Annotated in this window: 29 protein-coding genes and 1 tRNA gene; 4 read left to right on the top strand and 26 right to left on the bottom strand. The window is 53.2% G+C overall.

Features of this window, described 5'->3' with window-relative positions; all coding sequences use genetic code 11:
* Positions 1 to 43: 43 nt before the first annotated feature.
* From KI809_RS08000 to KI809_RS08030, 7 genes are all read right to left on the bottom strand, one after another.
* Entirely contained in the window at positions 44 to 1288 is a 1245-nt protein-coding gene (locus tag KI809_RS08000; RefSeq protein WP_246559273.1) for a spinster family MFS transporter, read from the bottom strand.
* Positions 1289 to 1448: 160 nt separating this feature from the next.
* The gene (locus KI809_RS08005; RefSeq protein WP_214171007.1) at positions 1449 to 2231 is read right to left on the bottom strand and encodes a TonB family protein; all 783 of its coding nucleotides are present in this window, start codon (positions 2229 to 2231) and stop codon (positions 1449 to 1451) included.
* A complete protein-coding gene (locus KI809_RS08010; protein ID WP_214171008.1) occupies positions 2173 to 2412 on the bottom strand; it encodes a hypothetical protein in 240 nt (79 codons plus the stop codon). The genes KI809_RS08005 and KI809_RS08010 overlap by 59 nt, the downstream gene beginning before the upstream one ends.
* Positions 2396 to 3229, bottom strand: a complete 834-nt coding sequence (locus KI809_RS08015; protein WP_214171009.1) for a 4Fe-4S binding protein — start codon at positions 3227 to 3229, stop codon at positions 2396 to 2398. Before KI809_RS08015 ends, KI809_RS08010 begins: the two co-directional genes overlap by 17 nt.
* On the bottom strand, positions 3219 to 3815 hold the full coding sequence (locus KI809_RS08020) for a hypothetical protein (RefSeq protein ID WP_214171010.1): 597 nt from the start codon (positions 3813 to 3815) through the stop codon (positions 3219 to 3221). The genes KI809_RS08015 and KI809_RS08020 overlap by 11 nt, the downstream gene beginning before the upstream one ends.
* 8 nt (positions 3816 to 3823) lie before the next feature.
* Entirely contained in the window at positions 3824 to 5896 is a 2073-nt protein-coding gene (locus KI809_RS08025) for a TonB-dependent receptor (protein ID WP_214171011.1), read from the bottom strand.
* A gap of 281 nt (positions 5897 to 6177) precedes the next feature.
* Positions 6178 to 6666 (bottom strand): hypothetical protein, encoded by a 489-nt coding sequence (locus KI809_RS08030; protein WP_214171012.1) that lies wholly within the window; start codon positions 6664 to 6666, stop codon positions 6178 to 6180.
* A 457-nt stretch (positions 6667 to 7123) separates the two neighbouring features.
* On the opposite strand from KI809_RS08030, the gene KI809_RS08035 reads away from it, so the two are divergent.
* Positions 7124 to 7507 carry a sulfite exporter TauE/SafE family protein gene (locus KI809_RS08035; RefSeq protein WP_214171013.1) on the top strand — a complete coding sequence of 128 codons (384 nt, stop codon included), beginning with the start codon at positions 7124 to 7126 and terminating at the stop codon, positions 7505 to 7507.
* 19 nt (positions 7508 to 7526) lie between these two features.
* On the opposite strand, the gene modC is transcribed toward KI809_RS08035, so the two are convergent.
* Both modC and modB read right to left on the bottom strand, forming a co-directional pair.
* Entirely contained in the window at positions 7527 to 8600 is a 1074-nt protein-coding gene (gene modC, locus KI809_RS08040) for a molybdenum ABC transporter ATP-binding protein (protein ID WP_214171014.1), read from the bottom strand.
* 1 nt (position 8601) lies between these two features.
* Entirely contained in the window at positions 8602 to 9285 is a 684-nt protein-coding gene (gene modB, locus KI809_RS08045; protein ID WP_214171015.1) for a molybdate ABC transporter permease subunit, read from the bottom strand.
* A 459-nt stretch (positions 9286 to 9744) separates the two neighbouring features.
* Here modB and KI809_RS08050 point away from each other — a divergent pair, with 459 nt between their 5' ends.
* From KI809_RS08050 to KI809_RS08060, 3 genes are all read left to right on the top strand, one after another.
* A complete protein-coding gene (locus KI809_RS08050; protein WP_214171016.1) occupies positions 9745 to 10065 on the top strand; it encodes a hypothetical protein in 321 nt (106 codons plus the stop codon).
* Between the two features lie 124 nt (positions 10066 to 10189).
* Positions 10190 to 10627: a hypothetical protein gene (locus KI809_RS21055; protein ID WP_246559274.1), complete on the top strand. Its 438-nt coding sequence runs from the start codon at positions 10190 to 10192 to the stop codon at positions 10625 to 10627.
* A gap of 47 nt (positions 10628 to 10674) precedes the next feature.
* A complete protein-coding gene (locus KI809_RS08060) occupies positions 10675 to 11082 on the top strand; it encodes a bacteriohemerythrin (RefSeq protein ID WP_214171017.1) in 408 nt (135 codons plus the stop codon).
* Between the two features lie 77 nt (positions 11083 to 11159).
* On the opposite strand, the gene KI809_RS08065 is transcribed toward KI809_RS08060, so the two are convergent.
* The 17 genes from KI809_RS08065 to KI809_RS08145 all read right to left on the bottom strand — a co-directional run bounded on the left by KI809_RS08065 (position 11160) and on the right by KI809_RS08145 (position 26661).
* Positions 11160 to 11672, bottom strand: a complete 513-nt coding sequence (locus KI809_RS08065; protein WP_214171018.1) for a Spy/CpxP family protein refolding chaperone — start codon at positions 11670 to 11672, stop codon at positions 11160 to 11162.
* Positions 11673 to 11754: 82 nt separating this feature from the next.
* Positions 11755 to 12597: a hypothetical protein gene (locus KI809_RS08070; RefSeq protein ID WP_214171019.1), complete on the bottom strand. Its 843-nt coding sequence runs from the start codon at positions 12595 to 12597 to the stop codon at positions 11755 to 11757.
* 26 nt (positions 12598 to 12623) lie between these two features.
* Positions 12624 to 13496: a transporter gene (locus KI809_RS08075; protein WP_214171020.1), complete on the bottom strand. Its 873-nt coding sequence runs from the start codon at positions 13494 to 13496 to the stop codon at positions 12624 to 12626.
* Positions 13497 to 13542: 46 nt separating this feature from the next.
* Positions 13543 to 14085: a MamS/MamX family magnetosome protein gene (locus tag KI809_RS08080; RefSeq protein WP_214171021.1), complete on the bottom strand. Its 543-nt coding sequence runs from the start codon at positions 14083 to 14085 to the stop codon at positions 13543 to 13545.
* 21 nt (positions 14086 to 14106) lie between these two features.
* Positions 14107 to 14388, bottom strand: a complete 282-nt coding sequence (locus tag KI809_RS08085; protein ID WP_214171022.1) for a hypothetical protein — start codon at positions 14386 to 14388, stop codon at positions 14107 to 14109.
* Between the two features lie 175 nt (positions 14389 to 14563).
* Positions 14564 to 15922, bottom strand: a complete 1359-nt coding sequence (locus tag KI809_RS08090; RefSeq protein ID WP_214171023.1) for a sigma-54-dependent transcriptional regulator — start codon at positions 15920 to 15922, stop codon at positions 14564 to 14566.
* 8 nt (positions 15923 to 15930) lie between these two features.
* A complete protein-coding gene (locus KI809_RS08095) occupies positions 15931 to 17160 on the bottom strand; it encodes a two-component system sensor histidine kinase NtrB (protein WP_214171024.1) in 1230 nt (409 codons plus the stop codon).
* A 365-nt stretch (positions 17161 to 17525) separates the two neighbouring features.
* Positions 17526 to 20192, bottom strand: a complete 2667-nt coding sequence (locus KI809_RS08100; protein ID WP_214171025.1) for a hybrid sensor histidine kinase/response regulator — start codon at positions 20190 to 20192, stop codon at positions 17526 to 17528.
* A 165-nt stretch (positions 20193 to 20357) separates the two neighbouring features.
* Positions 20358 to 20813 (bottom strand): hypothetical protein, encoded by a 456-nt coding sequence (locus KI809_RS08105; protein ID WP_214171026.1) that lies wholly within the window; start codon positions 20811 to 20813, stop codon positions 20358 to 20360.
* Between the two features lie 368 nt (positions 20814 to 21181).
* On the bottom strand, positions 21182 to 21409 hold the full coding sequence (locus KI809_RS20490; RefSeq protein ID WP_246559275.1) for a carboxymuconolactone decarboxylase family protein: 228 nt from the start codon (positions 21407 to 21409) through the stop codon (positions 21182 to 21184).
* Positions 21410 to 21457: 48 nt separating this feature from the next.
* The gene (locus KI809_RS08115; protein ID WP_214171027.1) at positions 21458 to 23227 is read right to left on the bottom strand and encodes a tetratricopeptide repeat protein; all 1770 of its coding nucleotides are present in this window, start codon (positions 23225 to 23227) and stop codon (positions 21458 to 21460) included.
* Between the two features lie 269 nt (positions 23228 to 23496).
* A tRNA-Asn gene (locus KI809_RS08120) sits at positions 23497 to 23572 on the bottom strand.
* 154 nt (positions 23573 to 23726) lie between these two features.
* Positions 23727 to 24380, bottom strand: coding sequence for a cation efflux transmembrane domain-containing protein (locus KI809_RS08125; RefSeq protein ID WP_435052246.1), 654 nt, complete (start codon positions 24378 to 24380; stop codon positions 23727 to 23729).
* 26 nt (positions 24381 to 24406) lie between these two features.
* Entirely contained in the window at positions 24407 to 25093 is a 687-nt protein-coding gene (locus KI809_RS08130; protein WP_214171028.1) for a cytochrome c biogenesis CcdA family protein, read from the bottom strand.
* Entirely contained in the window at positions 25090 to 25467 is a 378-nt protein-coding gene (locus tag KI809_RS08135; RefSeq protein WP_214171029.1) for a thioredoxin family protein, read from the bottom strand. Before KI809_RS08135 ends, KI809_RS08130 begins: the two co-directional genes overlap by 4 nt.
* Entirely contained in the window at positions 25464 to 25694 is a 231-nt protein-coding gene (locus KI809_RS08140) for a thioredoxin family protein (protein ID WP_214171030.1), read from the bottom strand. Before KI809_RS08140 ends, KI809_RS08135 begins: the two co-directional genes overlap by 4 nt.
* A 19-nt stretch (positions 25695 to 25713) precedes the next feature.
* Entirely contained in the window at positions 25714 to 26661 is a 948-nt protein-coding gene (locus KI809_RS08145) for a permease (RefSeq protein WP_214171031.1), read from the bottom strand.
* Positions 26662 to 26669 lie beyond the last annotated feature (8 nt).

Below are 26669 nucleotides of genomic sequence, written 5' to 3' on the forward strand. Positions count from 1 at the left end.
GAGCAGTTGGCAATATCAAAAGAGGGATGGGCGACTTATTCTTTTAACTGCAGGGCAGTGATTGGTCCCCGCTGCGCTCCGCGTCTCCGGCAATCCAGCGGCAGCATAGGAAGCAGAAAAAGGCGGCAACGGCAATGGCGACCGGGGTGATCAGCATGGCGCTCCGCAGACCGAAAGCATCGGAAAACATGCCGATGATGGCTGGCGAAACCGCGTCACCTAAGGCGTGAATGGCAAAAATATTGATGGCAAAAGCCATGGCGCGGGAACTGGCCGGCGAAACGTTGACGATAACGGTATTCAGCGGGCCGGTATTGAGAAACAGCAGGGTTTCGGCAACAAAGATCGCCGCCAGACAGGTAGTCAGATCGCCGGAGGAGATGGCCAGCGCCAGCACCGGCGCTCCGAGGACAAACCCCCAGCCGGAGACCATCAGATAGCCTGATGGCGAACGTGCCTGCATCCTGTCCCCCAGCCAGCCGCCGCTGAGGGTGCCGAGAATACCGGACACCACGGTCATGGCACCGAAAATAGTATTCCCTTTTGCCACATCCAAGCCATGCATCCGGTTGAGGAATGAGGGGGTCCATTGGGCAAGTCCGCCCAGAGCAAAGGTCATGGCGGCCATGGCCAGCGTTGCAGTAATGAACGAGCGGTTTTGCAGGAACAGCCGGTATGAGCCTCGTGGTGCGGCAATACTGGCGCTATTTCTGATGCGGGCCGGATCTTTGAGCCGCCAGAGAGGTATGGTCAGAAGCAACCCGGGGATACCTGCCAGAAGAAAGGCGCTCTGCCAGCCGTAGCGCTGCCCGACAATACCGCCGACCAGGTACCCCAGTGCGCTACCCACCGGGATCGCCAGGTAGAAGTATGCCAATGCGCGGCCTCGGCGCTCCTGGGGGAAATAGTCGGAAATAAGCCCGGGCGATACCGTACCAAAGCTTGCCTCACCGATTCCCACCACGCTCCTCGCCGCCAGCAGTGCCGCATAGCTCCGGGCAAGGCCTCCGCCGGCGGTTGCCAGGCTCCAGACAACAAGCCCTCCGGCCGCCAGATGCACCCGGTTCTTCCGGTCACCGATCCAGCCGAACAAAGGGGCGGCAACCATGTATGACAGCATGAAGGCGCTCCCCAGCAAGCCGAGAGAGGTATCGGAAAGCCGCAGATCACCTTTCACCAGGGGGAAGACGGCGTAAAGAACCTGCCGATCAATGTAGTTCAGCAGGTTCACGGCCAAGAGCATTGCCAACACAACCCGGCGGCCGGAGATAGGTTCCTTCAGAGTCATAAGCGTCGTCATTTCATTGGGGGACAGTGGCAGCGCTCATCAGCACTTGGTTGGCAAAGTAGCACATTACCGTGATCTGACACAATGGAATCAACAGCACCGGCCCCTGCAAAAAGCTTGCAGGGGCCTGCATTGAACAGCTTCCAGGCTGGAGGCCGGGTCACATCAACTTGAAGAGGACCGGAATGACAATTTCCGCCGGCAACGGAGGTTTGGGAAACGGCGCCACCTTACGGATGGTCTCTATCGCGCATCGGTCCAGCATCTGGTGCCCTGAGCTTTCCACCACTTTTACCTCGCGGGCACTGCCGTCCTCGCACACCAGAAAAGATACGGTCACCTTGCCGCTCCACCCCATCTTCCGCGCCTGGTGTGGATAGACCAGGCCTTTCATGACAAGGTCGCGAATATAGCTGAAATGTTCTCTGAGGTATCGCTGCTTGGCCTTTTCCGGGGCAGCATCCCCATGACCGGTTGCGGCAACCTGTGCCACTGGCTCCTTGTGCGTAACGCCGGCTGCAGCATTGCCCGGGCGGGCAGCCTGAGCATTTGTATTCGCATCGCCCTGGGCTTTGAGCGGCAGGCTGTCCCGCACTCCGGAAACCGGGGCAACACTGGCCGGAGCCGGCATCGGGGCTGGGGGCGGCACATCCGCGGCAACCTGCCTCGTCTCAACAGGCGTAACCGGGCGAGGTCGCGGAGTAGCTGCTGCCGATCCAGGACTCCGAGACTGGCGCAAGGGTGAAGCAACCTCCTTGGCAACCACCCCTGGGTCAAAGGTCAGGTCGATAATGACCGGCGCCCTAGGCGGCGCTAGTTGTGATGAGAACGCTGCCATCAGAGCATATGCGACCAGATGCAGCCCCAGGGAAATTCCGAACCACTTACCTGGGTAGGGAGTGATTGATCGCCGTATTTCTTTCATGGTGTACATTCCGTCCATGTCGTGCCTCTTTCGCTCGTTTCACAAATGTTGCAGCAACCAGCACCAGCCCCATGCCGGCACAACCGAAGCAGGTCAAACAACCCGAGGCGCCGCATGCCCCTGAAGAGGCCGCAATGCCGGTGACCCCTCCAACGACCTCGACCATACCAAAAGTCACTTTTTCAGACAGACTTCGCATAACAGATGGCTCCTTCCGGACAGACCTTTTCGCATTGCCGACACGGCATGCAGGAGAGCTGATCGATGGCCGCTGTCCCCTTAACCGCAATGGCCCAGGTGGGACAGACGGCATGACACTCTCCGCAGCCGTTACAGCGGTGTGTATCAACCTGTACCCGTTTGCCGAAACGTTTGCCGAAGCGGCTGGCAAGTGCATCCAACGCGCCGATCGGGCAAAGAAAATTACAATAGGCGCGGCCACCGTGAGCCAAGAACCCGAGCAGGATGATCAGGGCCAGGTTGATGATTCCGGCAGTGCGCAGGAAATAGGCCATGTCGGCCTGGATAAATGGGGCGCCGAAAAGTCGGGGGATGGTGGCGAAGTTACAGTAATTGCAGCACAGGCTGCCGATACCGATCAGTGGCGCGGCGAGATAGACGGCAAAATAGCCGTAGCGGACCGGCGCCGCCGGGATAGCAGAGAAATCCAGCTTCAGAAATCGGGGGATGAGTCTGCTGCCAAGCTCGGTAGCCCCGCCAACCGGGCAAAGGTGACTGCACCAGTAGCGGCCGAAAAAGATCGTTGTCACCAGCATCCCGACAACCAGGGCCACCCCCATGTAGCTTCGGGCAACGCCACCGATAATCTCTCCTATTCCTGCACCTTTCCTGATGGCGAAAAACATGCGCGGGCACCATGAACCACAGAGATCGACATCAGCCGAAGTCACCTGAACAATCAGGGCCAGCGGTGGCAGGAAAAGCATTAGTGAGCAGAGCAAAATGCCGGTACGGTGCCGGGCCATAAAGGACCGGGCAGAATCACTATTCGCCATGACGCCCCCCTCCTGTGCCGGTAAAGCGGATCGGTACCGCCAGCAGTCGTTCGTTGCTCCGGTTATCATAGAAAGCGAGCATCGGACCTTTCTTTTCGGGGCGTTGCCCCGGCTGCTTACCAGGGGCAACATTCGAAGTATCAGGGTCCAATGGGCAGCACACAGCTTCCGCATCCTGTTTTTGCGCCTGATTGATTACAACCGGCAGTTGCGCTCTTTTTTTCATCACCACCCAGAGCGCCACCCGGTCGTTGGGGCGGAGGTCATGGTAGACATTGTCACGAAACATTGGACGATGATGGAACGGCAATCTGATTGCCGGCTCAGAATTATGAAGGGCATAGCTGTAGCCCGGAGCCCCTTCAAGAACGACCCGGGCATCTCCCCGGAATGGCGGTATCACTTTGGCCGTAACAATAAGCGAACCAGACTGTTTCTGTCCGTCCAGTTCTGGCGGATGACGCGTCACGCCTCCCCCCTTCTTGAGAGTTCCCATGGCATGTGCCGAGTCATGAAAGCGGTAGCTGGCTGCCAGGGTGCTGACGGCAACGGCAATGATGAATATGATGATGGATTTCGGTTGCATGCCTCACCTCAGAATTTGTAGGAAATCTTGCCAAAATAGGTAATAGGAGCACCGGGACGGTAACGGGTGGCAGTGTCCTTGGTTACTTCCATGGCATAGTGCTTGTCGAAAAGGTTGTTGACGTCAAAGGTAATGTCCCAGTGCTTGTCCTCGTAACCGACCAGCAGGTTCGTCAGAAACTCGTAGCCGTCGTATTTTTCTGAGTTGGCATTATCCACAAAGTAGCTGCCCCAGCTGTAGGTATCGAGCTTGGCTTTGAACCCGGAAGGGTGCTTGTAAAAGGCATAGAGATTGTACTGATGCTCCGGGATATATGGCAGCCGGTTGCCGCTCCTATTGAGGAGCTGTCCCTGGACCGGCTCCTGAAAGCTGTCATAACTGAAATCGCTGTAAGTATAAGTCCCTCCCAGATAGAGACTGGTCAATGCCTGATACTTGCCGGACAGCTCGATCCCTTTTTTGATGGTTGAGCCGGCATTGCTGTACGTGGTCGCTCCGCCGACAAGGTATGTCTGCACGATCTCATCGGATACATCCATGTAGAACAGGGAAAGGTCGATACTGTGGCCACCGGAGAAACGGCTCTTTGCTCCGACCTCATAGTTAATGGTCGTGGCCGGGTCTAGATTGGGATTATCTGAAAGCTCACTCGACTGAGGGGTCTGGAACCCGGTGGCTATTGTTCCGTAAAGGTTCAAACTGTCATTTACCTTGTAGACAGCTCCGATCCGCGGGCTCACATAATTGAATGCCTTGTCCACACCGATCTGTTGCCGGTTTGCCACATACCTCCCGCTGGCATAATCGAACTCCTGGAAGAGATCAGAAGAAAGGTCGAACCGTACCTGGTCAAAGCGGACACCGATATCGACAATCCAGGATTGCGACGGCTGTAACGATTCCTGGGCATAGACCCCCCACTTGGCAACGGTGTCATCATCGCTCTGCATCAGAGACCCCGAGGCGTCAGAGAGAGTAGCGGTGATTCTGCCAGTCGGCAGGGTCCTGACATCTCTAAAGGTATACTTTTTCCCATTGGGGGTATCCACCTGAGCCGACACCCCAGAGGTAAGCACTCCCGGCAAGCCGAGCAGATGATGCTTCCAGTCCACCTGAATATCGCTGCCGTAGATGTCGGCACTACCGTCATTGATCGCCCCGGTAACCGGATGATAATGCTGCCAGTGCTGGAAATAGACGAGCGGTTTGAGCTTGAAGTCGCCGATCTCCTTTTCCAGCTTCAGGTTGGTGAAGTATATCTCGCTGTAGCGCCCCGAGTGACGCCACGGTTCAGAGGTAAGCTGGCTGATGTCGCTGTCGAACTGAGACTTGGTCAACGTCCCGGGCAGCTGGATATTGGCATCGGTATAACTGAAATTAAAGTCAATGGACGTCTTCTCGTCCAGCAGATGACCGATCTTTAGACTGGTCTGGCTAGTGTCGAATTTGTTCCAGGCCCGCCAACTGTCGGTTGACTTGCGGCTCCCTGCCACGGTGACATAGGTCGAGCCGAAGCTGGTGCCGTAAATGAGGTTGTACATCTGGGTATTTTCGCTGCCATAGCCGATCTTCAGGCTCTTGATCTCCTCAAAAGGATTGCGGCTGATGATATTCACCACGCCACCGGCGGCATTGGCGCCGTACATGGTGGAATTTGGCCCTTTCACCACATCGATCCGCTCCACGAGCTGGGTGTCTATGAAGTCGAAACGCGAAAGCCCGTCCGGGTCGGTAATGGGCACACCATCAAGCAACACCATGATCTCGCGTACGCCGTAGCGGGCCTTGAGACCGGCGCCGCGAATAATGAGCCGCGAGTCGTAACCGCCGTTTTTCGTCTCGGACTGGACGCCGGACAAGCCGGTGAGCGCCTCCTTGATGCCGAACATGCGGCTGTTCTGAATTTCTTCCTTGCCGACCACGCTCACTCCTGCCGCCACTTCCTCGGTTTTCCGCTCGGTCCGGGTGGCAGTCACAACCACGTCGTCGAGCTGTTGGCGGCCCTGTGCCGCCTCCTCTGCATATGCCCCAGCGGCACAGAGCAAACAAAGAACACCTATGCAATACGGTTTATAAAACACGGATCCCTCCCTGGATGAATGTATGGGGATACACTACGGCAACATGCCCGGTGCTGGATGCACTTCGGCATTTGCTTCCGTAGCACAGGGGCCGGTTCCATAAGGCACCAGAGGCTGTCCAGACATAACCGCCGAGAGAAGAACCTGGCTATAGCGCGCTGCCTCGGATACGCTGACAGCGTACAGATCCTTCTCTGTTGGCAGAAGTCATTCCAGCAGTGACGCAGATCGCCGATTGTGAGTGACCCTGGTGACAGTGAACTGGCCTTTTCAAGCAGTTATCAGGAGAGAATGCAGAGTTTTGGAGGCGGGTCTGGTGGGGCTACCGATCTTCCGGTGAGAGTGCGATAAGGAGATGGGACAAGGGTTGCTTTGTTGAAAATCAGAGGTTCTGCGTCGTTCGAATCCAGATAGTACTCAAACGATTCACCACCCCATAAAGCGATCAGCTTGCCACTGCCGCATGGAGAACTTTTGTAGCTGGCGCCAGGAACTGAAGCAGGTTTCTGCTTTTTTTGGCAGCAAGATTCTACCTCTTCCTGGTCTTCGCTTTGCCCGTTCTGCAACTTTTTCTGCCAGCAACAACAGCTGTGAGTGGCGCTCCGCTCAGGGGCACAACCACAAATCGCGCAATCGCCGGTGCATTCACCGGTAACGGCATGGGAGATTACCGCTGACTGCAGGGCAAGAGGCGCAAGGGGGCTTATGGTGATCATGAGATAGATCCCCATGAGGACCAAGGCAATGTTGGCCCGAGAAGATCTAAACATGCCCTGGCGCCCCAAAGTATATGATTATCTTTGCATCAGCCATTTATACCACTCTCCACCTTTTAAATACCCCGGTTGGGAATGAGGGCTTGTAATTCTGAATTAGTGTTAACAGTTATGCAGCATACATGCCGCGTGGCAGGCCCCTGAAAAATCCGTGACAGCAGCAGGTGAAAATAGAAAAAAGGTCCAATTATTTTGCTTGCACCAATTTAACTGCCTGGTTAATCGGATCAAAAAGAAATTTTATCTTGGGGCTCTAGCAATTGTGAACCTGCAATGTTTTAAGCAATAAGCAACAATTATTGCATAAAAGAATCTGCAATCATGCCGTTATGCAACTCATTGCGATCAAAGTGCATCGCTGTTATCATTAAAGGTAAATGCTCCAACGGTGAATGGATTTGCTGTTCCCCGGCATCAAGTTACAGATAAAACAGAGAACTGAGGTTTTTTCATGTTTCAATGGGTTACATTTGCGATCATCGGCTTGGGTGGCGGGGTGGCTTCGGGGCTGTTCGGCATCGGCGGCGGCATCGTCATTGTCCCGGCCCTGATCTACTGGGCCGGGTTCTCACACCACAAGGCAACGGGAACCAGCCTTGCCGTTCTGCTCCCGCCGATCGGTCTGGCCGCAACCCTTGAATACTATCGGAACGGCAACGTAGATCTCAAGGCAGCCTTTATCGTCGCAGCTACCATGTTCGTCGGGGCCTGGGGGGGCGCCTATCTGGCGAACCAGATGAAAGGGCCGCAACTGCGGCTCCTTTTTGGAGTATTTGTCTCCGGCGTCGGCATCTACCTGGTCTACGGTGCCTGTAAACGCCTCGGCTGGCTGTAGGCAGCCTCCCGACTAACGGTCAAACCTTGCCATTACCGGCCAGCCTCCGAAATGCCGATGCCTTGCAGGCAGCATGAATCACCCCACCCGCGGCAATTTGCAGTTCCCGGGCAGCCTCCGGCACGATCTCGGCAACCAGCTTCCCCTCGCCGCACTGCAGCTCAACCCCCATTTTCGAACCGCTTTCAAACAGGCCGACCACAGTGCATTGCAGCAGATTACGGGCACTGATGGCTTCCGGATGTTTCTTGAAAAGGATGATGTCCTTGGAAGAGAGCTCAAACAGGCCATTGACCGTGTCACGATTACTGCCTGAAAGCAGCAGCTCCCCCCCCTGCCAGCGGTAGGCGCACATGCCGTCCCGCTCGGACATGGCGCTCAACTCCAGAAGGTTGATGTAGCCTACCGGACTCTTTCCCATGCGATCGCGGGCCAACTGCTCACTGCTGGCCTGCTCGACCATCCTTCCGTTCTCGAACACCAGTACCGAATCGGCCATCAAGCGCATTTCGACCAGGGAATGGGAAATAAACAGGTACGGAATGCCAAAAAGTTCACTGACGCTTTTCAGGTAGGGGATGATCTGAAACCGCAGGGAGTCGTCCAATGCCGAAAGCGGTTCGTCCATCAGCAGCAGCCGGGGATTGGCCAGTATGGCCCGCCCCAGGGCGACCCGCTGTTTTTCGCCGCCTGACAGGTTTGTGACCCCACGGCTGAGCAGATCTTTAAGCTTCAGCACTTCAACCAGATTGTCGAAGTCGATGGTGCGATGTTTTGCCGGGCAGCGCTTAAAGCCGTAAAGCAGGTTGTTTTTGACACTCAGGTGAGGAAACAGGCAGTGCTGCTGAAAAACCATGGCGATCCGGCGTTGCTCCGGACGAAGGTTGACTCTCTTGGCACTGCTGAACAGGCAGTCTCCATCCAAAAGGATCTCGCCACTGTCAGGCTCCAGAAGACCGGCCAGCATGCTCACCAAGGTCGATTTGCCGCTGCCCGATACGCCGAAAATTCCGAGCCGGTCACCGCTGACCACGAAGTCAGTTGACAAGGTGAAGGCGCCGAAACTCTTCTCTGCTTTCATGGAAATGCGCATGTCAGTTCTTCTTTGTCATTTTCTTAACCAGTATTTCATGCAGAAAGAGCACTGCCATCGATATCACCACCGAAACCAGACAGAGAGTTAACGCCATATGCTCACTGTTAGGTGAACTGGCATACTCGTAGATTGCCAGGGGGATGGTCTGGGTAACACCCGGAATATTGCCGGCCACGATGATGGTGGCGCCGAACTCACCGAGGCTGCGGGCGAACATCAACGACGAGCCGGCTGCCAGCCCCGGCAGCGACAAGGGGAGAATGACCGTTAGCAGGGTGTCATGCCACGGCGCTCCGAGAGATCGGGAAGCCTTGATCAGCTGCGGATCGATGGCCTCCATACCGATGCGCAGCGAGCGCACCAGCAGGGGAAAACCGACCACAGCGGAGGCGATTACCGCAGCCTTGAGGGTAAAGATCAGCCTGATGCCGGCATCGTTGAGCAGAGAGCCCAGCCAGCCATTTTTCCCGAGCAACAGCAGCAGGAAATAGCCGACAACTACCGGCGGCAGGGTCAGCGGCAGATTGACCAGCACCTCCAGCAGCACCTTGCCGCGGAACCGGACAAAGGTGATCAAATAGGCCACAGCAAGGCCGAACGGCAACGAAAATAGCGTTGCGGCAATGGCAACCTGGACCGATAGCCTTATGGCATCGTAATCTGTGGCGGATAGCGTCATCATTGGTTATCTTGTCACAAACCCTTTTACGTCAGCAGACCTCTTTGGCGCCACAAAACATGATCGGGGCCAAAGCCTCACCAGGAAAGTAATACCAGAAAAAGCCTGAATATAAACATCTACATAACGCCAAGAACCCATGAATGCAAACTTTAAACACGGCGGCAGCAGATATTCACTCTAAGAGCCGCGATATTTCCTTCAGTACATAACACGTGCCATTATCTTTCAGTCAAATAGCCTTATGATTTGAGACAGTTCGGATATTCAGCTCCCTTCAGGGACCACTTTGCGCCGCCATTTTCAGCATAACTCCAGAATATTGCCTTGGCATTAAGCATAAATACTGTTGGCAGCCGTGATTGAGGGAAGTCGTGCCATTTCTGTTATTGTATTTTGATTTTTCACGCGGATTTGCTATTTATATAGCCGAGTGCCAGTCATCAGCAGGGAAGGGGATAAATGTTGAAGAAAGCATGTTTTTTACTGATAGCCTTTTTGTTTTTACTGGGGGGCTGTACCAAGGATCCGAATAAGCAACTGGTGGGTCGTTGGCAGGAAATCGGCAACCCGAAGGGCGTATTGGTATTTGCCAGCAATCATACCGGACGGGCCTACTGGCCTGATAAAGAAGGCAGGCAGCAGAGTGAGGCCATGAAGTGGGTCGTTCTTAAGAAGGAAAACAAGGTATCAGTCATAACGCCTCCCGGTCCGGTTAACTTTGAAATCAAGGACGACCGGCTGGTTGCTCCGAATGGAGTGGTGCTGACCAAGGTAAAATAGGGAACTGCGAAAGGAGAGCAGGAAACGAAGGCACTGCGCCTGCTCCATAATCACCACGGTGACCTACTGCTCTGCTTCTGATTATTTCAGAAACCTTACCCGGCATCGCAGGCCGGACGGTATCTTGAGTGACGGGTTGGCAATGTCCACCCGCACGATAAAGGTATTGCGCCGCATCGATGACCTTGTCCACGATAGTCACCTTGCCGATATAAACGCCGCCAACAGGCTGTTCCGGACGTACTTCAGCCTTCATCCCCGTCTTGATGGCGCCAAATCGTCGCACCGGAACAATGACTTCCACCTTGAGCGGGTCAAGACGGGCAAGCTTGAGTATCGGCGCTTCACCCACATAATCTCCGGGGGCAAGCATCCGCTCGGCAACAACTCCGTCAATGGTGCTGAGGATGGTTTTTGTCTTCAGCCGCTCCTGGGCCTCTTCAAACTGATGTTCCGCCTTCTTCTGCTCGGTCTCCAGTTCATCCAGTTCGTTGGCCGAGATGAGCCCATTGTCATTTTGCCCGCTTACATTGTCAGGGTGACACCTTCAGGGTACAATTAAAAACAGCCAAGAAAGCTATTATGCAGTCGGTCCTGAAAGAGGTGATAATGAGCATTGTGGAGTGGGAAGATAAATTCAACATTGGGATACATCAGATCGACAAACATCACCGACACCTAATCGAGTTACTCAATATGGCATATAAAGCCATTATTGAATTGCAGGACAAGAATCAGGTCAGGTATCTGTTTCACGAACTACTTTCTTATGCAGATTATCATTTCTCAGCAGAAGAAGAATTAATGCGGAGTGTTGGTTACCATAAACTGGTACCTCATATGACAGAACATGAAAAATTCAAGGCTCATTTAAATGGTTTTTTGGATAAATTCCTGGCGTCTGAGGAGATCTATAATGTCGAAGTTGTTTTCTTTCTGGAAGAGTGGCTGCTGAACCATATTTTACTTACAGACAAAGAGTTCGCACCTGCTGTCAAAGCCAGAACAGTTGGCTAAGTTAATCCCCATAAAAAAAGACCGCTTGCCATGGCAAACGGTCTTCATCGATCTTGATTACCTCTCTTTACGATAACCTATTTCTTCATCATTTTCTTTTGCTTTGCCTTAGTCCCCTTTTTCATCGGGTGTAGTTTCTTCATTTTCTGAAACTGCTCTTCTGTCAAGACCGACCGGACTTCTTTCATAGATTTTAGCATTTCAATATGGTGGGCCGCTTTCATATCAGCAATTTTTTTTACCGCTGCGGTGGCTTTTTCGAGGTCGAAATCCTTCACCTCCATGATATCCATAAGTTCCATTTCGGCAATTTTAATATCAGCTTTGCTCCGAATCAGCTTTTTCTTCATCTCACGGTGAATAGGGGTCAGTTTCTTCACCTGCTCATCAGTAAGGCCAATTTTATCGGCATTATCCAGGCAAGCTCCCATCATGTCGCCCATATGATCCATACCGCCCATCTCCATCATCGGCCCCTGACCTTCATGGCCATGACCAGCACGATCATGCATCGGCATGCCATCCATCTGGGCATAAACAGGTATTGCAGCGCTAACCACAAACAGCAGGGCAATCAGTACCTTTTTCATAAATTCTCTCCTTTTTGCAGAAATCGTATTAAAAATCAATAATACCATAAGTCGAACGAATCCGACATCGGTTACTCCCATGCTACCGCATTGCGCTACCGCTCATCATGCCTGTTCCAGGGGTCATCCGGCCACCCGAGTAATTCATAAACCCGCTCGCAGCAGGCATTCCGCCAAGCGTCGTCTGCATCTGGGTCTTCATGGAGTTCATAAAAGTGCTGGACATTCCCAGCCCCTGGCCGACGTTATCGGTAATCTGGGGCATGTTCTGATTGATCTGTCCCATCATGCTCCGGAACCTGCCCATGTTCACGTTATTGCCGTTCATGACCAATCCTGACTCCGCCCCCATCAGACCCGCCATCTGCTGGGCGACCTGATGCATTTCCTGGTATTGCTGTTGATACTGCCCAGCCATGCTACCGGCAACGTAGTCGCCGGTCATGTTCATCCCGACAGGCATGTTCAGTTGGTTACGCAGTTGGGTCATGGCCTCGGCCAAGGTCATGCCGGGATTGGCCTCCAGTTTTTCCCGCAGCAGGGTCGACATCGGGCTGATGAAGTTACTGACCGTGCCGGAAACACCGGCAGCCGGAGTGCAGAGCACATAACTGTTCGGCACTGCCAAGCCGGTATCCTTATCAATGGTCTGGTCTTTGATCGCTACGGCCACAATCGGGTATTTGCCGACATCGGCGGGATCGATGCTCAGGGTATAGGCGCCATTTGCATCTGTCATTGTCGATGGTTCGCCAGCGTCCAATTGGTAATTGCCGTTCTTGTCGAGAAACACCTGGGCATTCTGCAGATAACCATCGGCAACGGCACCGCTTACTTGTGTTGCAGGAGCGGAACTACCGCTGCTGCCGCATCCTGCCATAAACGCCACGCTTAGCAAACCCAGTACACCAATAATCTTTCTCATCTTTAACTCCTCTATTGTCTCAAAAGTTAGAAATCGTAAAAAACTGCTATTCCGGTCCCGTAATCAGGACTTGAAGTGGTAATCCCCTTGGCAAGATACCCTTCAATACCGGTATGTGGAGTCGCCTGGTATTTCAGCTTCAGCCGGGCTTCGAGCAGCTCGGTCAAACCATCGGCCAAGGCACTTGATCCTTTGATAATTAACATCGGACGAAAGTTGTCCGTTACCTGGTATCCGAACCCGCCGTTACAGCTGACGTAGTTCTTCAGGGACAGGTCCGCTGATTTGCCCTGGATCGTATAGCCTGGCTCAAGGAAGGTATACCAATCGCCAAACCACTTGGACAGCTCAACGCTGACCCCTTCGTCAAACTCGCCGGTGCCCAGCCCCTTGTTTTTGTCGGCAGTGGGAACCTTGACCGAAACAGCAGGGCGGACCTGTGGCAGGAAATCCGACTCCTGAAATAGCACATAGCCCGCTTTCAGAATAATATCGCCAATGCCGCTCTGAGCCTTTGAGGGGTCACTGTTGGCACTGGAGCGAAGCGAATTATTACCCATGCCGGCTCCGGAGCCAGGGCCAGCCATTGCTCCGGCCACACTTTGCATGCCCATCTGCTGGCCCTGCATCTGGCGAAACTGCCCGGCAATCACATTGGTATTGCTCTGGTAGACATAAGGTATCTCAAGAGACAATCCCAATCGGTCAGATGGGTTAAACCCGATTGTAACCGGCGCATATACCGAGTTGGTTCTCGTCGCAGTCCCGTAATCTCCGGAAGTGAACTCGAAACCAGCCCCAAAAGTAAGTAGTGGCTCACCAGCCAGCACCGTTGCAGGTAATAATACAATTCCGGACAGGAATACCAGCCATGACAATTTTCTAAATCCATCTAACACCGCTCTTCACCTCATTCTTCCATCAGCAGGTCTTACCAGGGAAACATCAACGACGCATCATCCCGCCACCGCCACCGCGCATCATGCCGCCACCCTGATTGCGCATCCCCCCGTCGGTTCGCCCAGAACCCGCGGCGTTCATGTTTCGCCCTGACCAGGAAGGCATCCCTTTTTCATTACGGAGCTCCACCTGGGTGCCCGTTGTTTTGTTCATCAATTTTTGCGCCAGCAGGTACGTCTTGCCATCCTGTCCCTGGGCAATGGCCCCTTTGACGCTCAGCTCGTCATTCAGCTTGATCAATACCCCTTTAGCTTCCCAGTATGCGTGGGGGCCTACGCAGATGCTAACCGGATCGTGACCGCTTCTGATTTCGATAACGACATGCTCCTTCTCGATCTGACGGGGAAGCGTTGTAACCTTGCCCGACATCGTCGTTACCGTGTTGATGTCGTAACCGCGGTTCAGGTCAAGGCCGCTTTTTCCAGTATCATCGCCACCGAAACCGAAACCGGCAAGCGCAGCACCCTGCATCAGGCAAACCATCCCGAAGGCTCCGAGCGCGAGAAGTAAAAAGCGACCTTTTTTCATGCGGTGACTGCTCCCTGAATATTAGTTTACCGATACTGTAACAGCTGCTTGAGGGGCTGCCGGTGTCATGCCTTTACCGCGAGTCTGGCCATAGCGCTTGCCGGTGCCGTCCATCGGACGAATCTGGGTTCCTGACTGTTGGCTCATGCCTGTAGTGTTACAGACTGGATTTGACATCTGTCCCTGGTGGTTGGCGCTGCCATGTCCCTGGCCGCCCGGATTGCCTCCCCGAGCATAAGCAATGCCGGAGAAAGCGACTACTGCGAGTACTGTTACTGCATAGAGTGCTGTGGTCTTGTTCATCTGAATGGTCCTCCTTTAAAATGGTTGATCTGCAAGGAGGAATTCCATTGTTTGTGCCAAGAACGCATAAGCCCACAACAGCTTGAATTTATTACACAACAGACAATACTGTTTTATGGGTAATGCCATTTTTAGTGCAATTTATTGCACCTGTTGCGAAGAACTCTGCACCACACTAATCGGCTGCCAACAGGCCGTACTCCTTCAGCTTGTATTGCAGAGTCCGGCGGGAAATGCCCAGTTCCTCTGCTGCCAAGCGGCGATTGTCGCCATGTTTAGCCAACGCCTTGACAATCATATCCCGTTCCACCGCTTTCAGGTAATCCCGGCTGTCCAGCACCAGCGGCTCAGGGAGCCGCAGCAATGCATCCGGGAGGTTTTCCGCCCGGACCAACCCCTGAGCAAGGATCACAGCTCGTTCCATAACATTTTGTAATTCGCGAACATTCCCCGGCCAGGGATAACTTTGCATGGCCCGCAGCACACCGGCTTCAACCCCTTTTATTTTCTTGCCGATCTGCCCGCTGAACCGCTCCAGAAAGAAATTTACCAGCAACGGCATGGCATCGACCCGCTCGCGCAAAGGGGGCAGGTGAATCGGAAAAACATTCAGCCGGTAGTACAGATCCTCCCTGAAGCGATGGCCAACCACCTCATCCTGGAGATTTCTATTGGTTGCAGCGATCACCCTGACATCAGCCTTGATCTCCTTGCTGCCACCAACCCGTTCAAAAACGCGTTCCTGGATAACACGCAGGAGCTTGGCCTGTAATGCAACCGGCATCTCGCCGATCTCATCAAGAAAAATTGTCCCACCTCTGGCAAGTTCGAACTTCCCCTGTCTGGCCTGGATTGCCCCGGTAAACGCCCCTTTTTCATGCCCGAACAGTTCGCTTTCCAAGAGGTTCTCCGGAATGGCGGCACAGTTGAGAGGGACAAAGGGGGCCTTGCTTCTGGGGCTTAACAGGTGGATAGTTTTGGCTACCAACTCTTTACCGGTGCCGCTCTCACCGTAGATCAACACATTTGCCGTTGTTCCGGCAACATCAAGGACCAGCTTGCGTACATTTTTCATTGCCTGGCCGGCGAAAATCAGTTCATCAGGAGGCAGACCAGATGACCCAGTCTCCTTAATAGTGCGCAAGGCTCTGGTGAGCTGCTGGTTTTCCATGACCCGGTTCACCAGGTTTAACAGTGTTTCAGGAGCGGCAAGCGGCTTGGTGAGGAAGTCGATGGCGCCTTCCTTCATGGCAGATACCGCCTCATCGACGGTGCCGTAAGCGGTCAGAAAGATAAACTGCGGAGCCCCCGGGTCGTGCCTGGTTTCCCGGAACAGCTCAATACCGCTTTTGTGAGGCATCTTCAGGTCGGAAATAACCAGGTCAAAGCTCTCTCGTTTAAGCAGGCGATCGCCATCACGGCCGTCACCGGCAACCGTGACCTGATACCCCTCATCTTCAAGAATCGTCTGGATGAAGATCCTGAACGTTGCATCGTCTTCCACCAACAGTATGGACCCTTTTGTTTCGGTCATGTGTCGTATCACTCCCATACCCCGCCGGGTAGTTCAATAATAACCGAGGTTCCCTTACCGGCAGCGCTTGTTACGCTGATGGTCCCCTGATGCTCCTCGACGATTTTTTTGCAAAGCGCTAGTCCCAGGCCGGTTCCTCTGGCCTTTGTGGTAAAAAAAGGCTCGAATATCCTGGCTTGGTCCTCTTCATTTATGCCTTGTCCGGTATCGGAGACTGAAATAACCACGCCTCTACCTCTCGTCTGTGCCGCAATGGTCAAAGTTCCGCCATCCGGCATTGCCTGAACAGCGTTTTTTACCAGGTTGAGCAGGACCTGTCCCAGACGATCCCGGTCACCTCGGCACTGCACACTCTCGGCGCAGTCAGTGACCAGTGTAATTTTCTGTTGTGCGAGTTCAGCGCTCACTAGGGCCACGGAATGGGCAATCAGCTCCTTGAGCCAGAAAAGACTAACCGCATTTCGCTCGGTCTTGGCATAGCTCAGGAGGCTGGTGACGAGATTTTCCAGGCGGAGGACTTCCGCAACAATCAGCCGGCCGAATTCACTGTTACGGCTATCGATAGGCTTCTTCTCGATAATCTGGGCAAACCCCTTGATGCCTGCCAATGGATTGCGGATTTCATGGGCAAGCGTTGCCCCCATCTCACCTAAACGTGCCAGGCCTTCCTGTCGGGCCATCTCCAGATGATGCAGCTCTTCCCGCAGGGCAAAACGATAAATAAAGGCGGCCATGACCCAGCCGGTGAGCAGCAGCCCGATGAGGATCGTCATGTTCAACTCTGCCTTGCGGACAACGGCATCGGCTCGATAGGTATGCAGGGTCAACCGCAAGATCATTTCCGCGTCAGGAAGGTAAAGCGGAGCCAGGAATTCATAGGCTTTTTCCCCGGTACCGAGCACAACCCGGCCTTCAATCGCATCTGCTTTTTGTAGTACCGCAGAGTAGCGACCATCATCTGAACGAGTCCCAATCAGATCGGGATTTGAATGGAACCGATAGATGCCGTCTCTGTCCAGCACTGCCAGAAAGGCTAAATCTTTGGGGCGAAGGGTATTAAGGGAGTGAAAGGTAGGATCATGGACTGCCGCGTTTTCTACAGCCGAAGAAATGGACAGGGCAACTCCCCGGAGATTCTCTTCCGCCAAAGGCACTGCTGTCCGATAATTGCTTATGGCAAACCAGAGCAGGGCCACTGTAAGGCCAACTCCACTAAGCAGGAGAACTCTTTTCAGCATCGTTGGCCCAATGTACAGACAAGGCGTTGTTTCATTCTTTTGCTTCGCTTCTGTTGCCTTAGGATCAAGTAAGGCCAGTTCACTGCCAAGCATCAGCAATGGATTAAATCGGTATAACTGCCTTCTTTATGCCAACATTCAAATTAATAAATACAATAATGTTTCCTGCCGGTTATGTCAATACAGTAGGCGACACCCGGCAAACAGGCGGTTTCCAGCCGCTGGCAATCAGCTCACACTTCAATCCTGAATTCCGCGCCGTTTCGACTTTGCACACCGTGAGGCTTCCCCCATATTTTTCTCGATGATGGTTTTTGACATGTATTTAAGTTACCGTCTATGACGCCTGGCTCTTCATTCAGCACCTAACTTACAACTGTGTCGATTCCTTGATTAACATTCAAGATAACCTCCTTTAGCATCGACAGTTTGTAAGGCTTTTGGATGAATCCTGCCAGCCCCTTGCCGGCAAAGCGCTGGTTGATCTCCTGCTCGTTGTAACCGCTGGACATGATTACCTGAACATCCGGAGCAAGCAGGCGTAGTTCCCTGAACGCCTGCTCGCCATCCATATGTGGCATGGTCAGGTCAAGGATGACACAGCAAATCTTGCCCTGTTGCTGCGTGAAAACCTCCAGCGCCTCCCTACCATCCATTGCCGTCAAAACATCAAATCCGAGTTCCTTCAGCATTTCAGTACCAATGGCGATGACCGTTTCCTCGTCGTCAACCAGCAGAACCGTTCCACTGCCTTTCCACTCTAGATGCTCGTCAGCTATCTCATTGCCCAATTCCTTTGGCCTGCCTCCTGCCGGGAGCAGAATCTTGAACGTCGTCCCACGACCTGGTTCACTGTAAACCTTTATGGCCCCTTTATGGCCGCGGACAATTCCCAAAACGGCCGCCATCCCCAAGCCGCGGCCAGTGAACTTGGTGGTGAAGAACGGGTCGAATATTTTAGACACGGTTTCCTTATCCATGCCGCAGCCGGTGTCGGCGATCTCAAGCCAGACATACAAACCTTCGGGAATCTGTTCGTTCAACCACGCGCTGCTTAAGTACCGCCGATCACACTGCATACAGCCAGAGCTGATTGCGATTACCCCACTCTTGTTGCCTATCGCTTCAGAGGCATTGATGACCAAATTCATGATGACCTGGCGCAGCTGAGTGGCGTCTGCATCAACAGTCGGAAGCGATTCAGCGAAGTTGAATCTCAATACGCATTTTTTGGAGATAGAGACTTCCAGCATCTTCGCCATCTCCTCTACTATGCGATTCAGATCGATTGGTTCGATGACAAACTTTCCTTTGCCTGAGTAAGCGAGCATCTGCTTGGCAAGGTCGGCGGCACGGGTAGCAGCTTCCTCGACTCTCTGTAGGTTGTCGCGCACCGGTGATTCCGGATTAAGCCTCAGCAAGGCAAGATCGGTATTGCCGACGATTGAGGTTAGGAGGTTGTTAAAATCATGGGCTATGCCTCCGGCAAGGACGCCAAGACTTTCCAGTTTTTGGGCATGCAGCAGTTGCTTCTCAAGATTGAGTCGTTCTTCTTCATTACGCTTACGATCGGAAATATCCCGGGCAATACCGCAATTGCGCTCCTCGGCGCCATAGCACACATAGTTGGCAGCGATCTCTACCGGGAATACTCGACCGTCTTTGGCGCAATGAGTTGCTTCAAAGCGCAGGGTACCCTGCCTGCGGAGTTCGGGGAACTGGCGCTGCATGTCTTCACTGCTATTGCTGGGGTCAATGTCGGAGACTTCCATCTTTAACAGCTCTTCACGTGAATAACCAAGAGACTGGCAGGCAGCATCATTTACATCAACGATACGACCGTCAGCCGTGACCCAAAAGATTGCATCCGACACGGCATTGACACTGGCACGGGTGAACTGTAGCATCTCCTCGGCTTGCTTGCGCTCCGTTATGTCCGATGCAGCACCGTACAATATCAGTTCATCGTTCGATGTCCCCTGTTCGCACTGGCACGTATCCAAAATCCATCGAACGCTTTGATCCTTGACAATAATCCGGAAAGAAATCTCCTTGATGTCCCCAGGTCTAAGCCTGTCGAGGGCTTCAACCGTGGCTTGCTTGTCGTCTGGGTGCACGATTGACACCCAGCATCCACGTTCAAGCATTTCCTCGGCGCTGAATCCCGATATGGTTTTCAGGGCACCGCCGACCCACTGTATCCGGTACGGGGCACTCCCTTTACGTGCGCATTTGTGAACATAATCAGAGGTGAGGGCAGTGAAGTGCTGATAATTCGCCTCGCTTATGGCGAGAGCAGCGGTGTTCTCCCTTATTCTTTGGCGAAGCCGCATGTTAAAGAGATAGAGAGCGATGAGGATAGCTGCGGCGGCTAGTGTTGCGGTGGTTGCGACGAATGCGGCTGTGAATTCATCATTAAGAGGAATACGGATCGATTCGATTGCTCGGATTATTCCGGCAGATTCATTGAATCCCCCCTGACCGGAATAGATCTGTTGCAGCCCGACAGGCGCATCTGTGCGCTTGCCGTGGCAACGTAGGCATGCTTGATTGGTTTCGAGAAACGGTTTGGCGTAGAGCAAATATTTCTTGCCATTGATGGTTCTGATCTCGGTATGCTCTTTGAGGTCACGCTGGTCGTTGAAAAGTTTTATGAGCCACGCTTCTCTGTCATCGGCAATGTTCACCGGGTTTCTGGGGTTTTGCGAGGCCATTTTGTAGTAAACGAGAGGTAGCCCTTCTTTTTCTCGTTCCTTGTTGAAGAGACCGTGCATAACCCTAATGATATGGGATGACGAGAGCAGTTGCGGTGCATAGAAATCCTGAGCGACCTTCCCTTCGTCTTTGGCCTTGTAGTAGGCAGGGTGCATCACCTGCTGGATGTACGCATGGAATGCCCTGTGGGAGAGAATGATGCTCTGGAGGTTTTCTTCTGCTTTGTGTACGACGTATTTGGTAACTGCGGTGTGGGTAAGAACGCCGATGATAGCTGTCAAGACCACGGCAAGCAGCGTTTGTCGGAATAATTTCATCACCCCTCCGTTATGAAAATGAAACCGACATAACTGTATATTTTTACTTAACTCCAGCAAGAATCATGTAAAAACAGTGTGGGAATTTATGAGCTAACAATACATTAGAATGGGCTTTATGCAATAGGTGGTTAAATGCTTTTGACTAAGATTTTTTCATGCTGCTTACTTGTCCTGATCAACCTTACGGTATTGATGGAGTTCTTCGTGTGCTGCCACCAGGTCGGCCATCAGTTTCTCTTCGTTTAATACCAGACCTCTGATTCTGGAAAGGGTCAATGATGTGGTAAGGAATGAGGCCAGGCGCATGAATGTTTCCCAGTAGATAAAATAGGGACGAGAGTAGGGATGGTGGGTGAGTCGATCAGAAAGGTACCAGCAGATGCTGCTCATCACTGCCATGGCGACGCCCTTGCCTTTTCCCCCATACCATGAGGCAAAGGCAACCGGTACAAAATAGAAAATGAAGAAGCCAAATTCATAACCGGTTATGAAGTCAAGCCAGCATAAGAACAACAGGGTTATCACACTGACAACCACGGTTGCTGTTTTGTGTTGGGCAAGGGCAAGGGGATGATTATACCGCCAACCTTTTATTATGCTTTTTTCAGGACTTTCCATTGATAGCACTCTGTCAGGTGACCCGCGTAACTATGGCTAAACTCGATTCGTTGACCTTTGACTTGGCTCTTCATCCGAAGTTAGTTGCATCTTTGCAAGCATTACCTGGAGATCCAAGACAGCTCGGTTCTGGGCGGCAAGGTTGTTATCAGTGCGGCCATTAGCCAACGGTTACCCAAATGATACTAGAACCCCATACAAATGAAAAGCCACACAAAGTTTATTTTAATTAGTCTGCCTCGCTCGCTACTCAGCGATTCATGGGCATTATCGGCTTCTTTCTTACCAACCTTGGCACTGCGAACAGAAATCAGGCTCTTTAACTGTGTCACAGTCAGGCCCGTATTAAGCCCGACGTTGAAATGGGCCTACAGTTGAGGATTGACCCCTTCCATGCTGGCCAGGGCCGAAATGGTGGCGATCTCCCGGCTCTGGAAGTCCAGATTGTCACGCCCGAAGATATCGCCAAAAAGATGGCCTTTCAAAAACTGATCGATGGCGGGAGCGAAGCTATAGATCGCCCCGGTGACCGGCTTTCCTACAAGTTTCGTCTGAATGTCCGTGCCAAGCTCGACACTACTCTTATTGACAGGCAAGGGATTTGCCTCCCTGCCTGCACTCTGAGCACCGAGAACGGGTCGTTCTTAACCGTCCCTCTCAAGCATTCGAAGTTGAATCATGCGAGACTGTATGGACATGTTTTTTGGTGAAAGGCGCAGAGCGGCATCAAGGTTACGCTTCCCCTCGTCAATTCTCCCGAGATAGGCGAACATTTCCCCCCTGCCAAGCAAAGCCTTTACCTCCGTCGGGTGCTCATGCAGAATGGAGTCGAAGCTTTCCAGTATCCTGCCACAGAAGAGCAATGGGGGGATTTCGAATTGCTGTGCGACGCTGGCATTCAAACCATCCCTGCGCACGAAAATGTACGCGATTTGGTCAACATAGACGGGCGCCCATTGGGGATCATTCAGCAGGACGCGCATGAGTGGCTGCAACTCCCCGGTTGACGGCTGCTGCAGGTATTGAATGACATACTGGATGTCGTAGGAATCAAGCAGTTGGCTCCATGCAGGCCTGCCATTAACGAGATGAGTCCGAGCCTGCTGGATTGTGCGGTAATCCCTGAGAATGGAGAGGTTGATGATGCGACCGTCAATCAGAACCTTTCTGTCGGGAGAGAGCTTCCAGATCAGGTAGCCTCCCGCATCATAATCATTCAGCATCGCACCCTTGAGCTCCTGGCGCTGCAAAAAATCGACTGCCGCAGAAGGGTAGCGCTTGTCAGGCGTATTGAGGATTGTTTCCTCCCATTTTACCTGTGAAAGGGTCAAGGGGACCACCGTTATTAAGGCCAAAGCCCCGAGGACAAGGACGGCCTTGACTGGCCTCGTTGCCCACCTCTCCATGGCGTGCTTCAGGTAGTACCCGGAAAGAGGTGCCATGGCCACCATAAAAAAGGCGATATTGCGACAGTAGCGAAACGCCAGTGCGCCGGACAACATCATGGGAAAGAAATCCAGGCAGGAAAATCTGCCAGAAGCCACTGCAGCGACTAACATCAGGAACAAAAGTACCCAGAAGACTGCAATCTGAGGATATCCCGAATGAAACGCCTCGATGCTGCCCTTGAACTCTGAGATGGAATCCATTAGCTCACGATTCAGGGAAAGTTGAAATGCGGACAAAAAGGGGAAATATCCGTTGGGATTGCAAAGGGAAAAACATAGTCCCGCCGCAGCCCAGCGAGATATTTTGAAAAAATGTTGTCTGTCTTTGCGGAATGTCCATGCTGCGCCGACAACAACCGCACAGAGCAGTAGATCGCCGACGATGAAGCCACCGTGGCAATTCGCCCAGAGGGTCATCATGGGAGGCATCAGCCAGCTTGGTCCTTTACCCTCTCGAATTTCTTCAACCATCCCCATGAGCACCGATGCAAACAGGAATGAGAGCACCTGCGGCCTTTCCAGCCCCGGGTAAAACCAGAAGAGGCAGAGGCTTGCACTGATGAGGAGGGTGAACGACAACCATGGCTGTACGCCACGACGCTGTAGACGCTGGAAAAGGACCACCGCCAGAATCCCGAGCACCACGGCCCGGTAAATGGCAATACCGAAAAATCCGCCGAATTTGAGCGCTATGGAGAGAACAATCTGGGACACCCAGTACGCAGTCAGTAAAAACCGCTCTTGAGTATCTCCCGTCAAATGGTGGGAATATGTGAACGGGTCCGAAGAGGGCAGCGAGCGGTTGGCAATAATCCAGTCCCCGGTCTTCAGGTGCCACCACGTATCATTCTGGACAATTGGCTGGAGAATCTGAGCCAGTGCGAGCGCCAGACAGGCGATCGCAAGCGTCACCGTCAGCAATCGAGTTGGCAGTGCTGTTGACAGCCCGATTTTTTTAATATCCATCTGACATCTCTCATCAGTTGGGGTCAAGCGACATCGGCAGATTCGCTCTACGGGTTACTTTAGTCGTCCCTCAAACGCTGTAACAATTTATAATTGTTAATTTTTATGGCAATTCCATTATATTAGAATTGCCATAAATAGATTCCATACTCATAAAATCCGGTGATTTCATACTATCAAAATCAGGTTTTTGCGAACATTCCGCTCCCACCTTCAACCACATACGAGAAAAGGCACCTACAAGATGTCTTGTAAGTGCCTGAGTTTTATGGCTCCCCGTCGCGGACTCGAACCACGGACATGGTGGTTAACAGCCACCCGCTCTACCGACTGAGCTAACGGGGAATAATTTGTCTGCAGGACGTTACCCCTGCAGCGTTTTTAAGTCGGATAACGCTTAGACTGCTGGTGACTTAAAAACAGATTGGTTAATTACCATAGGCCATGTTTTGCTGTCAACCAATTTATTGAACAGCACAACAGCGGACTGATAATTTTTTCAACCACAGCTGCAGCTGCACTTGCAGGCCACGCCGCGTGCTTTGCCGAAAGCCTCACGCCCCTCTTTCCAGCTCAGCCAGGCAATAAACAGGGCACCGAGCGAATCCATTCTGCCGATGCCGGTCAGTTCATAGCCGATACTGGCAAACAGCAAGGCTACTGACAACAACAGGCAAGCCCTAGTGCAGGCAGCATCTGCCAGAATGGCTGCCGAATTCAACTCCTTGCCCACCCTGTTTTTTTGCCGGATCAAGAACCACATGGAAAAGATCGACACCAATGCGATGATGATGCCCCAGAAAGTGGTCTTTGGCTGGTGGCCTTCCCAGAAACTGAGACCAGCGGTCACTAACAGGCCGACAGACAGCACGTAAAATGACCCGCCCGTGATCTGCAGGGCCCGCCGCTCGAACTCATCCCGCCTGTCCTCTTCGCCTTGCTGCAGGCGCCGCATCATGTGCCAAATGCCGATGCCGGAAACCACTTCAACAAACGAATCGAGGCCAAAGCCGAACAATGACAGGGTCTCGTCTGTTGCGCCGATGAGAACTGAAATTACCCCTTCAAAGATGTTGTAGCCGATGGTAACCAGCGCCAGCAAAGAGGCGGTACGATATAGCACTTGCGAGTGAGTTGAATCTTTAAAAATCACTGAATACTCCAATCGGGCAAACTTTCTTAGAATGCCTGCCAGACAAACCAGCCTCCCACCAATGCTACAACCGCCCCACTGACCCGCTTGGACCAAAGAGCGAAATTGACCACTCCACGGGCCTTTGCGAAACCTTCCACGAATCCGGTGAAGGTGCCGGCGAAGAGCATCAGCAGGCAATGGCCGAGGGCGTAACAAAAGAGTAGGGCGATACCGTAAAGCACCTGGCCTTTGCTGGCCACCAGTGTCAGGATTACCACCAGCACCGGTGTGGCACAGGGTGAAGAGACGACCCCGAAGAAGAGCCCCAGGAGAAAGGAGCCGGCCAGCCCCCCACGTTTTGGTTTTAAATCACGCTTGATCGGCAGACTGATTTCGTAGAGCCCCATCATCTGGCCTCCCATCAACAGGGCAACACAGCCTGCAGCCAGGTACCACCAACCGCCCAAGGTGCCGAACATGGTCCCGAGCAAGCCAGCTGCCGCACCAAATAAGGTGAAGGTGAGAGAAAGGCCGAGAATAAAAGTCAATGAGTAGCGAAAAGCCTTGCCCCGGTCACCGTCGCTGTATCCCCCGACAAAGCCGATAACCAGCGGAAGCGTTGTCAGCACGCAGGGAGAGGCGGAAGAGAGCACTCCCGCCATGAATACTGCGGCAAAAGCCAGCAAGGGATAGGCGGCAACAATCTGCTCGATGTTGTCGAGCAAACTCACTTAAGTCCCGCCGCCTTCAGCTCTTTGAGAATGTCCACTCTGTCCATGAAGCCAATGTGACGCTTGACTTCTTTACCCTGGGCATTAAAGAAGATCTGGGTCGGAATCATCTGGACCCGGAACTTCTTGGCAGCAGCCTGATCTTCATGGACATCGATGAACAGGACATTCGCTTTGCCGCGGTATTCGTTCGACATCGATTCGAGAATCGGTGCCATCTTCTTGCAGGGGATGCAGGTCCGGGCACCGAGATCGATGACAGCAGGCTTGCCGGATGACAAGGCCTGATTGACCGTTGCGGTAGCAGCCGAGGGAAGCTCGGCATGGGCAACAGATGCAATCGCCAAAAGGATCCCGATCATGAGCGGCTTCATGGCAACATCCCGCTGATCTCGGCTGGCGATGCCAGTTTGCCGGAAAACATGACCTTGCCGTCGATCACCAGCGCCGGAGTGCTAATGACGCCGTACTTCATGATCGAAGGGATATCCTCTACCTTTACCAACTCGCCGCTCTTGCCGCTCTCTTCCAGTGCTTTCCTGGCATTCTCGTACAAGGTCTTGCACTTGGCGCAGCCGGTACCGAGTACTTCGATTTTCATTTGGATTTCTCCTTTGTGCTTATAATAGGGCGTTGAAAAGATAGCCAACAATGACAATAGCCGTGGCCACGATGCCGAAGAAGGTTGCCAGCAAAGGCTTTTTCAGGACATTGCTCAGGATGACTGCTTCCGGCAGGGACAGCGCGGTCACGGCCATCATGAACGCCAGCACCGTCCCAATGGCCATCCCCTTGGCAGTCAGAGCCTGGACAATGGGGATCACCCCGGCGGCGTTGGAATAGAGTGGCACCCCCAGTGCCACTGCCACCGGCACAGCGAACGGATTATCGCGGCCAGCCCATTTGGCCAGGAAATCCTGCGGCACATAGCCGTGGATGAAGGCGCCGATGCCGACCCCGACCACCACATACGGCCAGATCTTTTTCAGCAGGCCAAAAGTGTATTCCCTCGCGTATTCGAGCTTTTCGCGCCAGACCATGACCTTGATCTCGCTGTTGCCGACCTGCATCTCCCAGACATAGTCCTGGACGTACTTCTCCATCTTCAGCCTGCCGATGACAATGCCGCTGACAATGGCCACCAGCAGGCCGGTAGCGATGTAGATCAGGGCGATCTTCCAGCCGAACAGACCCCAGAGCATAATCAGCGCAACCTCGTTGACCATGGGAGAGGAGATCAGGAAGGAGAAGGTCACCCCCAGCGGTACTCCGGATTCGACAAAACCGATGAACAGCGGCACTGCCGAGCAAGAACAGAACGGCGTGACAATGCCGAGCAGGGCAGCCATGACGTTGCCCACATACTCCCGCTCGTGGGCAAGGATCCGCTTGGTGCGCTCCGGCGGGAAGGAGGTGCGGATAATGGCGACTACATAAATGATCGTGGTGAGTAGCAGAAAGATCTTCAGGGTGTCATAGATAAAGAAGTCGAGCGCCTCGCCTGCACGGGAGCCGGGAATGAGGCCGAAAAGATTGAAAACGATGTGGTCGGCAAAGCTTTTCAGCATGGCAAAAC

The organism is Geoanaerobacter pelophilus (assembly GCF_018476885.1).
Lineage (GTDB): Bacteria > Desulfobacterota > Desulfuromonadia > Geobacterales > DSM-12255 > Geoanaerobacter > Geoanaerobacter pelophilus.

What these genes read in the sequence shown, in the direction of transcription:
- KI809_RS08000 (WP_246559273.1), bottom strand. Translation starts at nt 1,288, where the DNA reads ATGACTCTGAAGGAACCTATCTCCGGCCGCCGGGTTGTGTTGGCAATG.
- KI809_RS08005 (WP_214171007.1), bottom strand. Translation starts at nt 2,231, where the DNA reads ATGGACGGAATGTACACCATGAAAGAAATACGGCGATCAATCACTCCC.
- KI809_RS08010 (WP_214171008.1), bottom strand. Translation starts at nt 2,412, where the DNA reads ATGCGAAGTCTGTCTGAAAAAGTGACTTTTGGTATGGTCGAGGTCGTT.
- KI809_RS08015 (WP_214171009.1), bottom strand. Translation starts at nt 3,229, where the DNA reads ATGGCGAATAGTGATTCTGCCCGGTCCTTTATGGCCCGGCACCGTACC.
- KI809_RS08020 (WP_214171010.1), bottom strand. Translation starts at nt 3,815, where the DNA reads ATGCAACCGAAATCCATCATCATATTCATCATTGCCGTTGCCGTCAGC.
- KI809_RS08030 (WP_214171012.1), bottom strand. Translation starts at nt 6,666, where the DNA reads ATGTTTAGATCTTCTCGGGCCAACATTGCCTTGGTCCTCATGGGGATC.
- KI809_RS08035 (WP_214171013.1), top strand. Translation starts at nt 7,124, where the DNA reads ATGTTTCAATGGGTTACATTTGCGATCATCGGCTTGGGTGGCGGGGTG.
- modC (WP_214171014.1), bottom strand. Translation starts at nt 8,600, where the DNA reads ATGCGCATTTCCATGAAAGCAGAGAAGAGTTTCGGCGCCTTCACCTTG.
- modB (WP_214171015.1), bottom strand. Translation starts at nt 9,285, where the DNA reads ATGATGACGCTATCCGCCACAGATTACGATGCCATAAGGCTATCGGTC.
- KI809_RS08050 (WP_214171016.1), top strand. Translation starts at nt 9,745, where the DNA reads ATGTTGAAGAAAGCATGTTTTTTACTGATAGCCTTTTTGTTTTTACTG.
- KI809_RS08060 (WP_214171017.1), top strand. Translation starts at nt 10,675, where the DNA reads ATGAGCATTGTGGAGTGGGAAGATAAATTCAACATTGGGATACATCAG.
- KI809_RS08065 (WP_214171018.1), bottom strand. Translation starts at nt 11,672, where the DNA reads ATGAAAAAGGTACTGATTGCCCTGCTGTTTGTGGTTAGCGCTGCAATA.
- KI809_RS08070 (WP_214171019.1), bottom strand. Translation starts at nt 12,597, where the DNA reads ATGAGAAAGATTATTGGTGTACTGGGTTTGCTAAGCGTGGCGTTTATG.
- KI809_RS08080 (WP_214171021.1), bottom strand. Translation starts at nt 14,085, where the DNA reads ATGAAAAAAGGTCGCTTTTTACTTCTCGCGCTCGGAGCCTTCGGGATG.
- KI809_RS08085 (WP_214171022.1), bottom strand. Translation starts at nt 14,388, where the DNA reads ATGAACAAGACCACAGCACTCTATGCAGTAACAGTACTCGCAGTAGTC.
- KI809_RS08090 (WP_214171023.1), bottom strand. Translation starts at nt 15,922, where the DNA reads ATGACCGAAACAAAAGGGTCCATACTGTTGGTGGAAGACGATGCAACG.
- KI809_RS08095 (WP_214171024.1), bottom strand. Translation starts at nt 17,160, where the DNA reads ATGCTGAAAAGAGTTCTCCTGCTTAGTGGAGTTGGCCTTACAGTGGCC.
- KI809_RS08100 (WP_214171025.1), bottom strand. Translation starts at nt 20,192, where the DNA reads ATGAAATTATTCCGACAAACGCTGCTTGCCGTGGTCTTGACAGCTATC.
- KI809_RS08105 (WP_214171026.1), bottom strand. Translation starts at nt 20,813, where the DNA reads ATGGAAAGTCCTGAAAAAAGCATAATAAAAGGTTGGCGGTATAATCAT.
- KI809_RS08115 (WP_214171027.1), bottom strand. Translation starts at nt 23,227, where the DNA reads ATGGATATTAAAAAAATCGGGCTGTCAACAGCACTGCCAACTCGATTG.
- KI809_RS08135 (WP_214171029.1), bottom strand. Translation starts at nt 25,467, where the DNA reads ATGAAGCCGCTCATGATCGGGATCCTTTTGGCGATTGCATCTGTTGCC.
- KI809_RS08140 (WP_214171030.1), bottom strand. Translation starts at nt 25,694, where the DNA reads ATGAAAATCGAAGTACTCGGTACCGGCTGCGCCAAGTGCAAGACCTTG.
- KI809_RS08145 (WP_214171031.1), bottom strand. Translation starts at nt 26,661, where the DNA reads ATGCTGAAAAGCTTTGCCGACCACATCGTTTTCAATCTTTTCGGCCTC.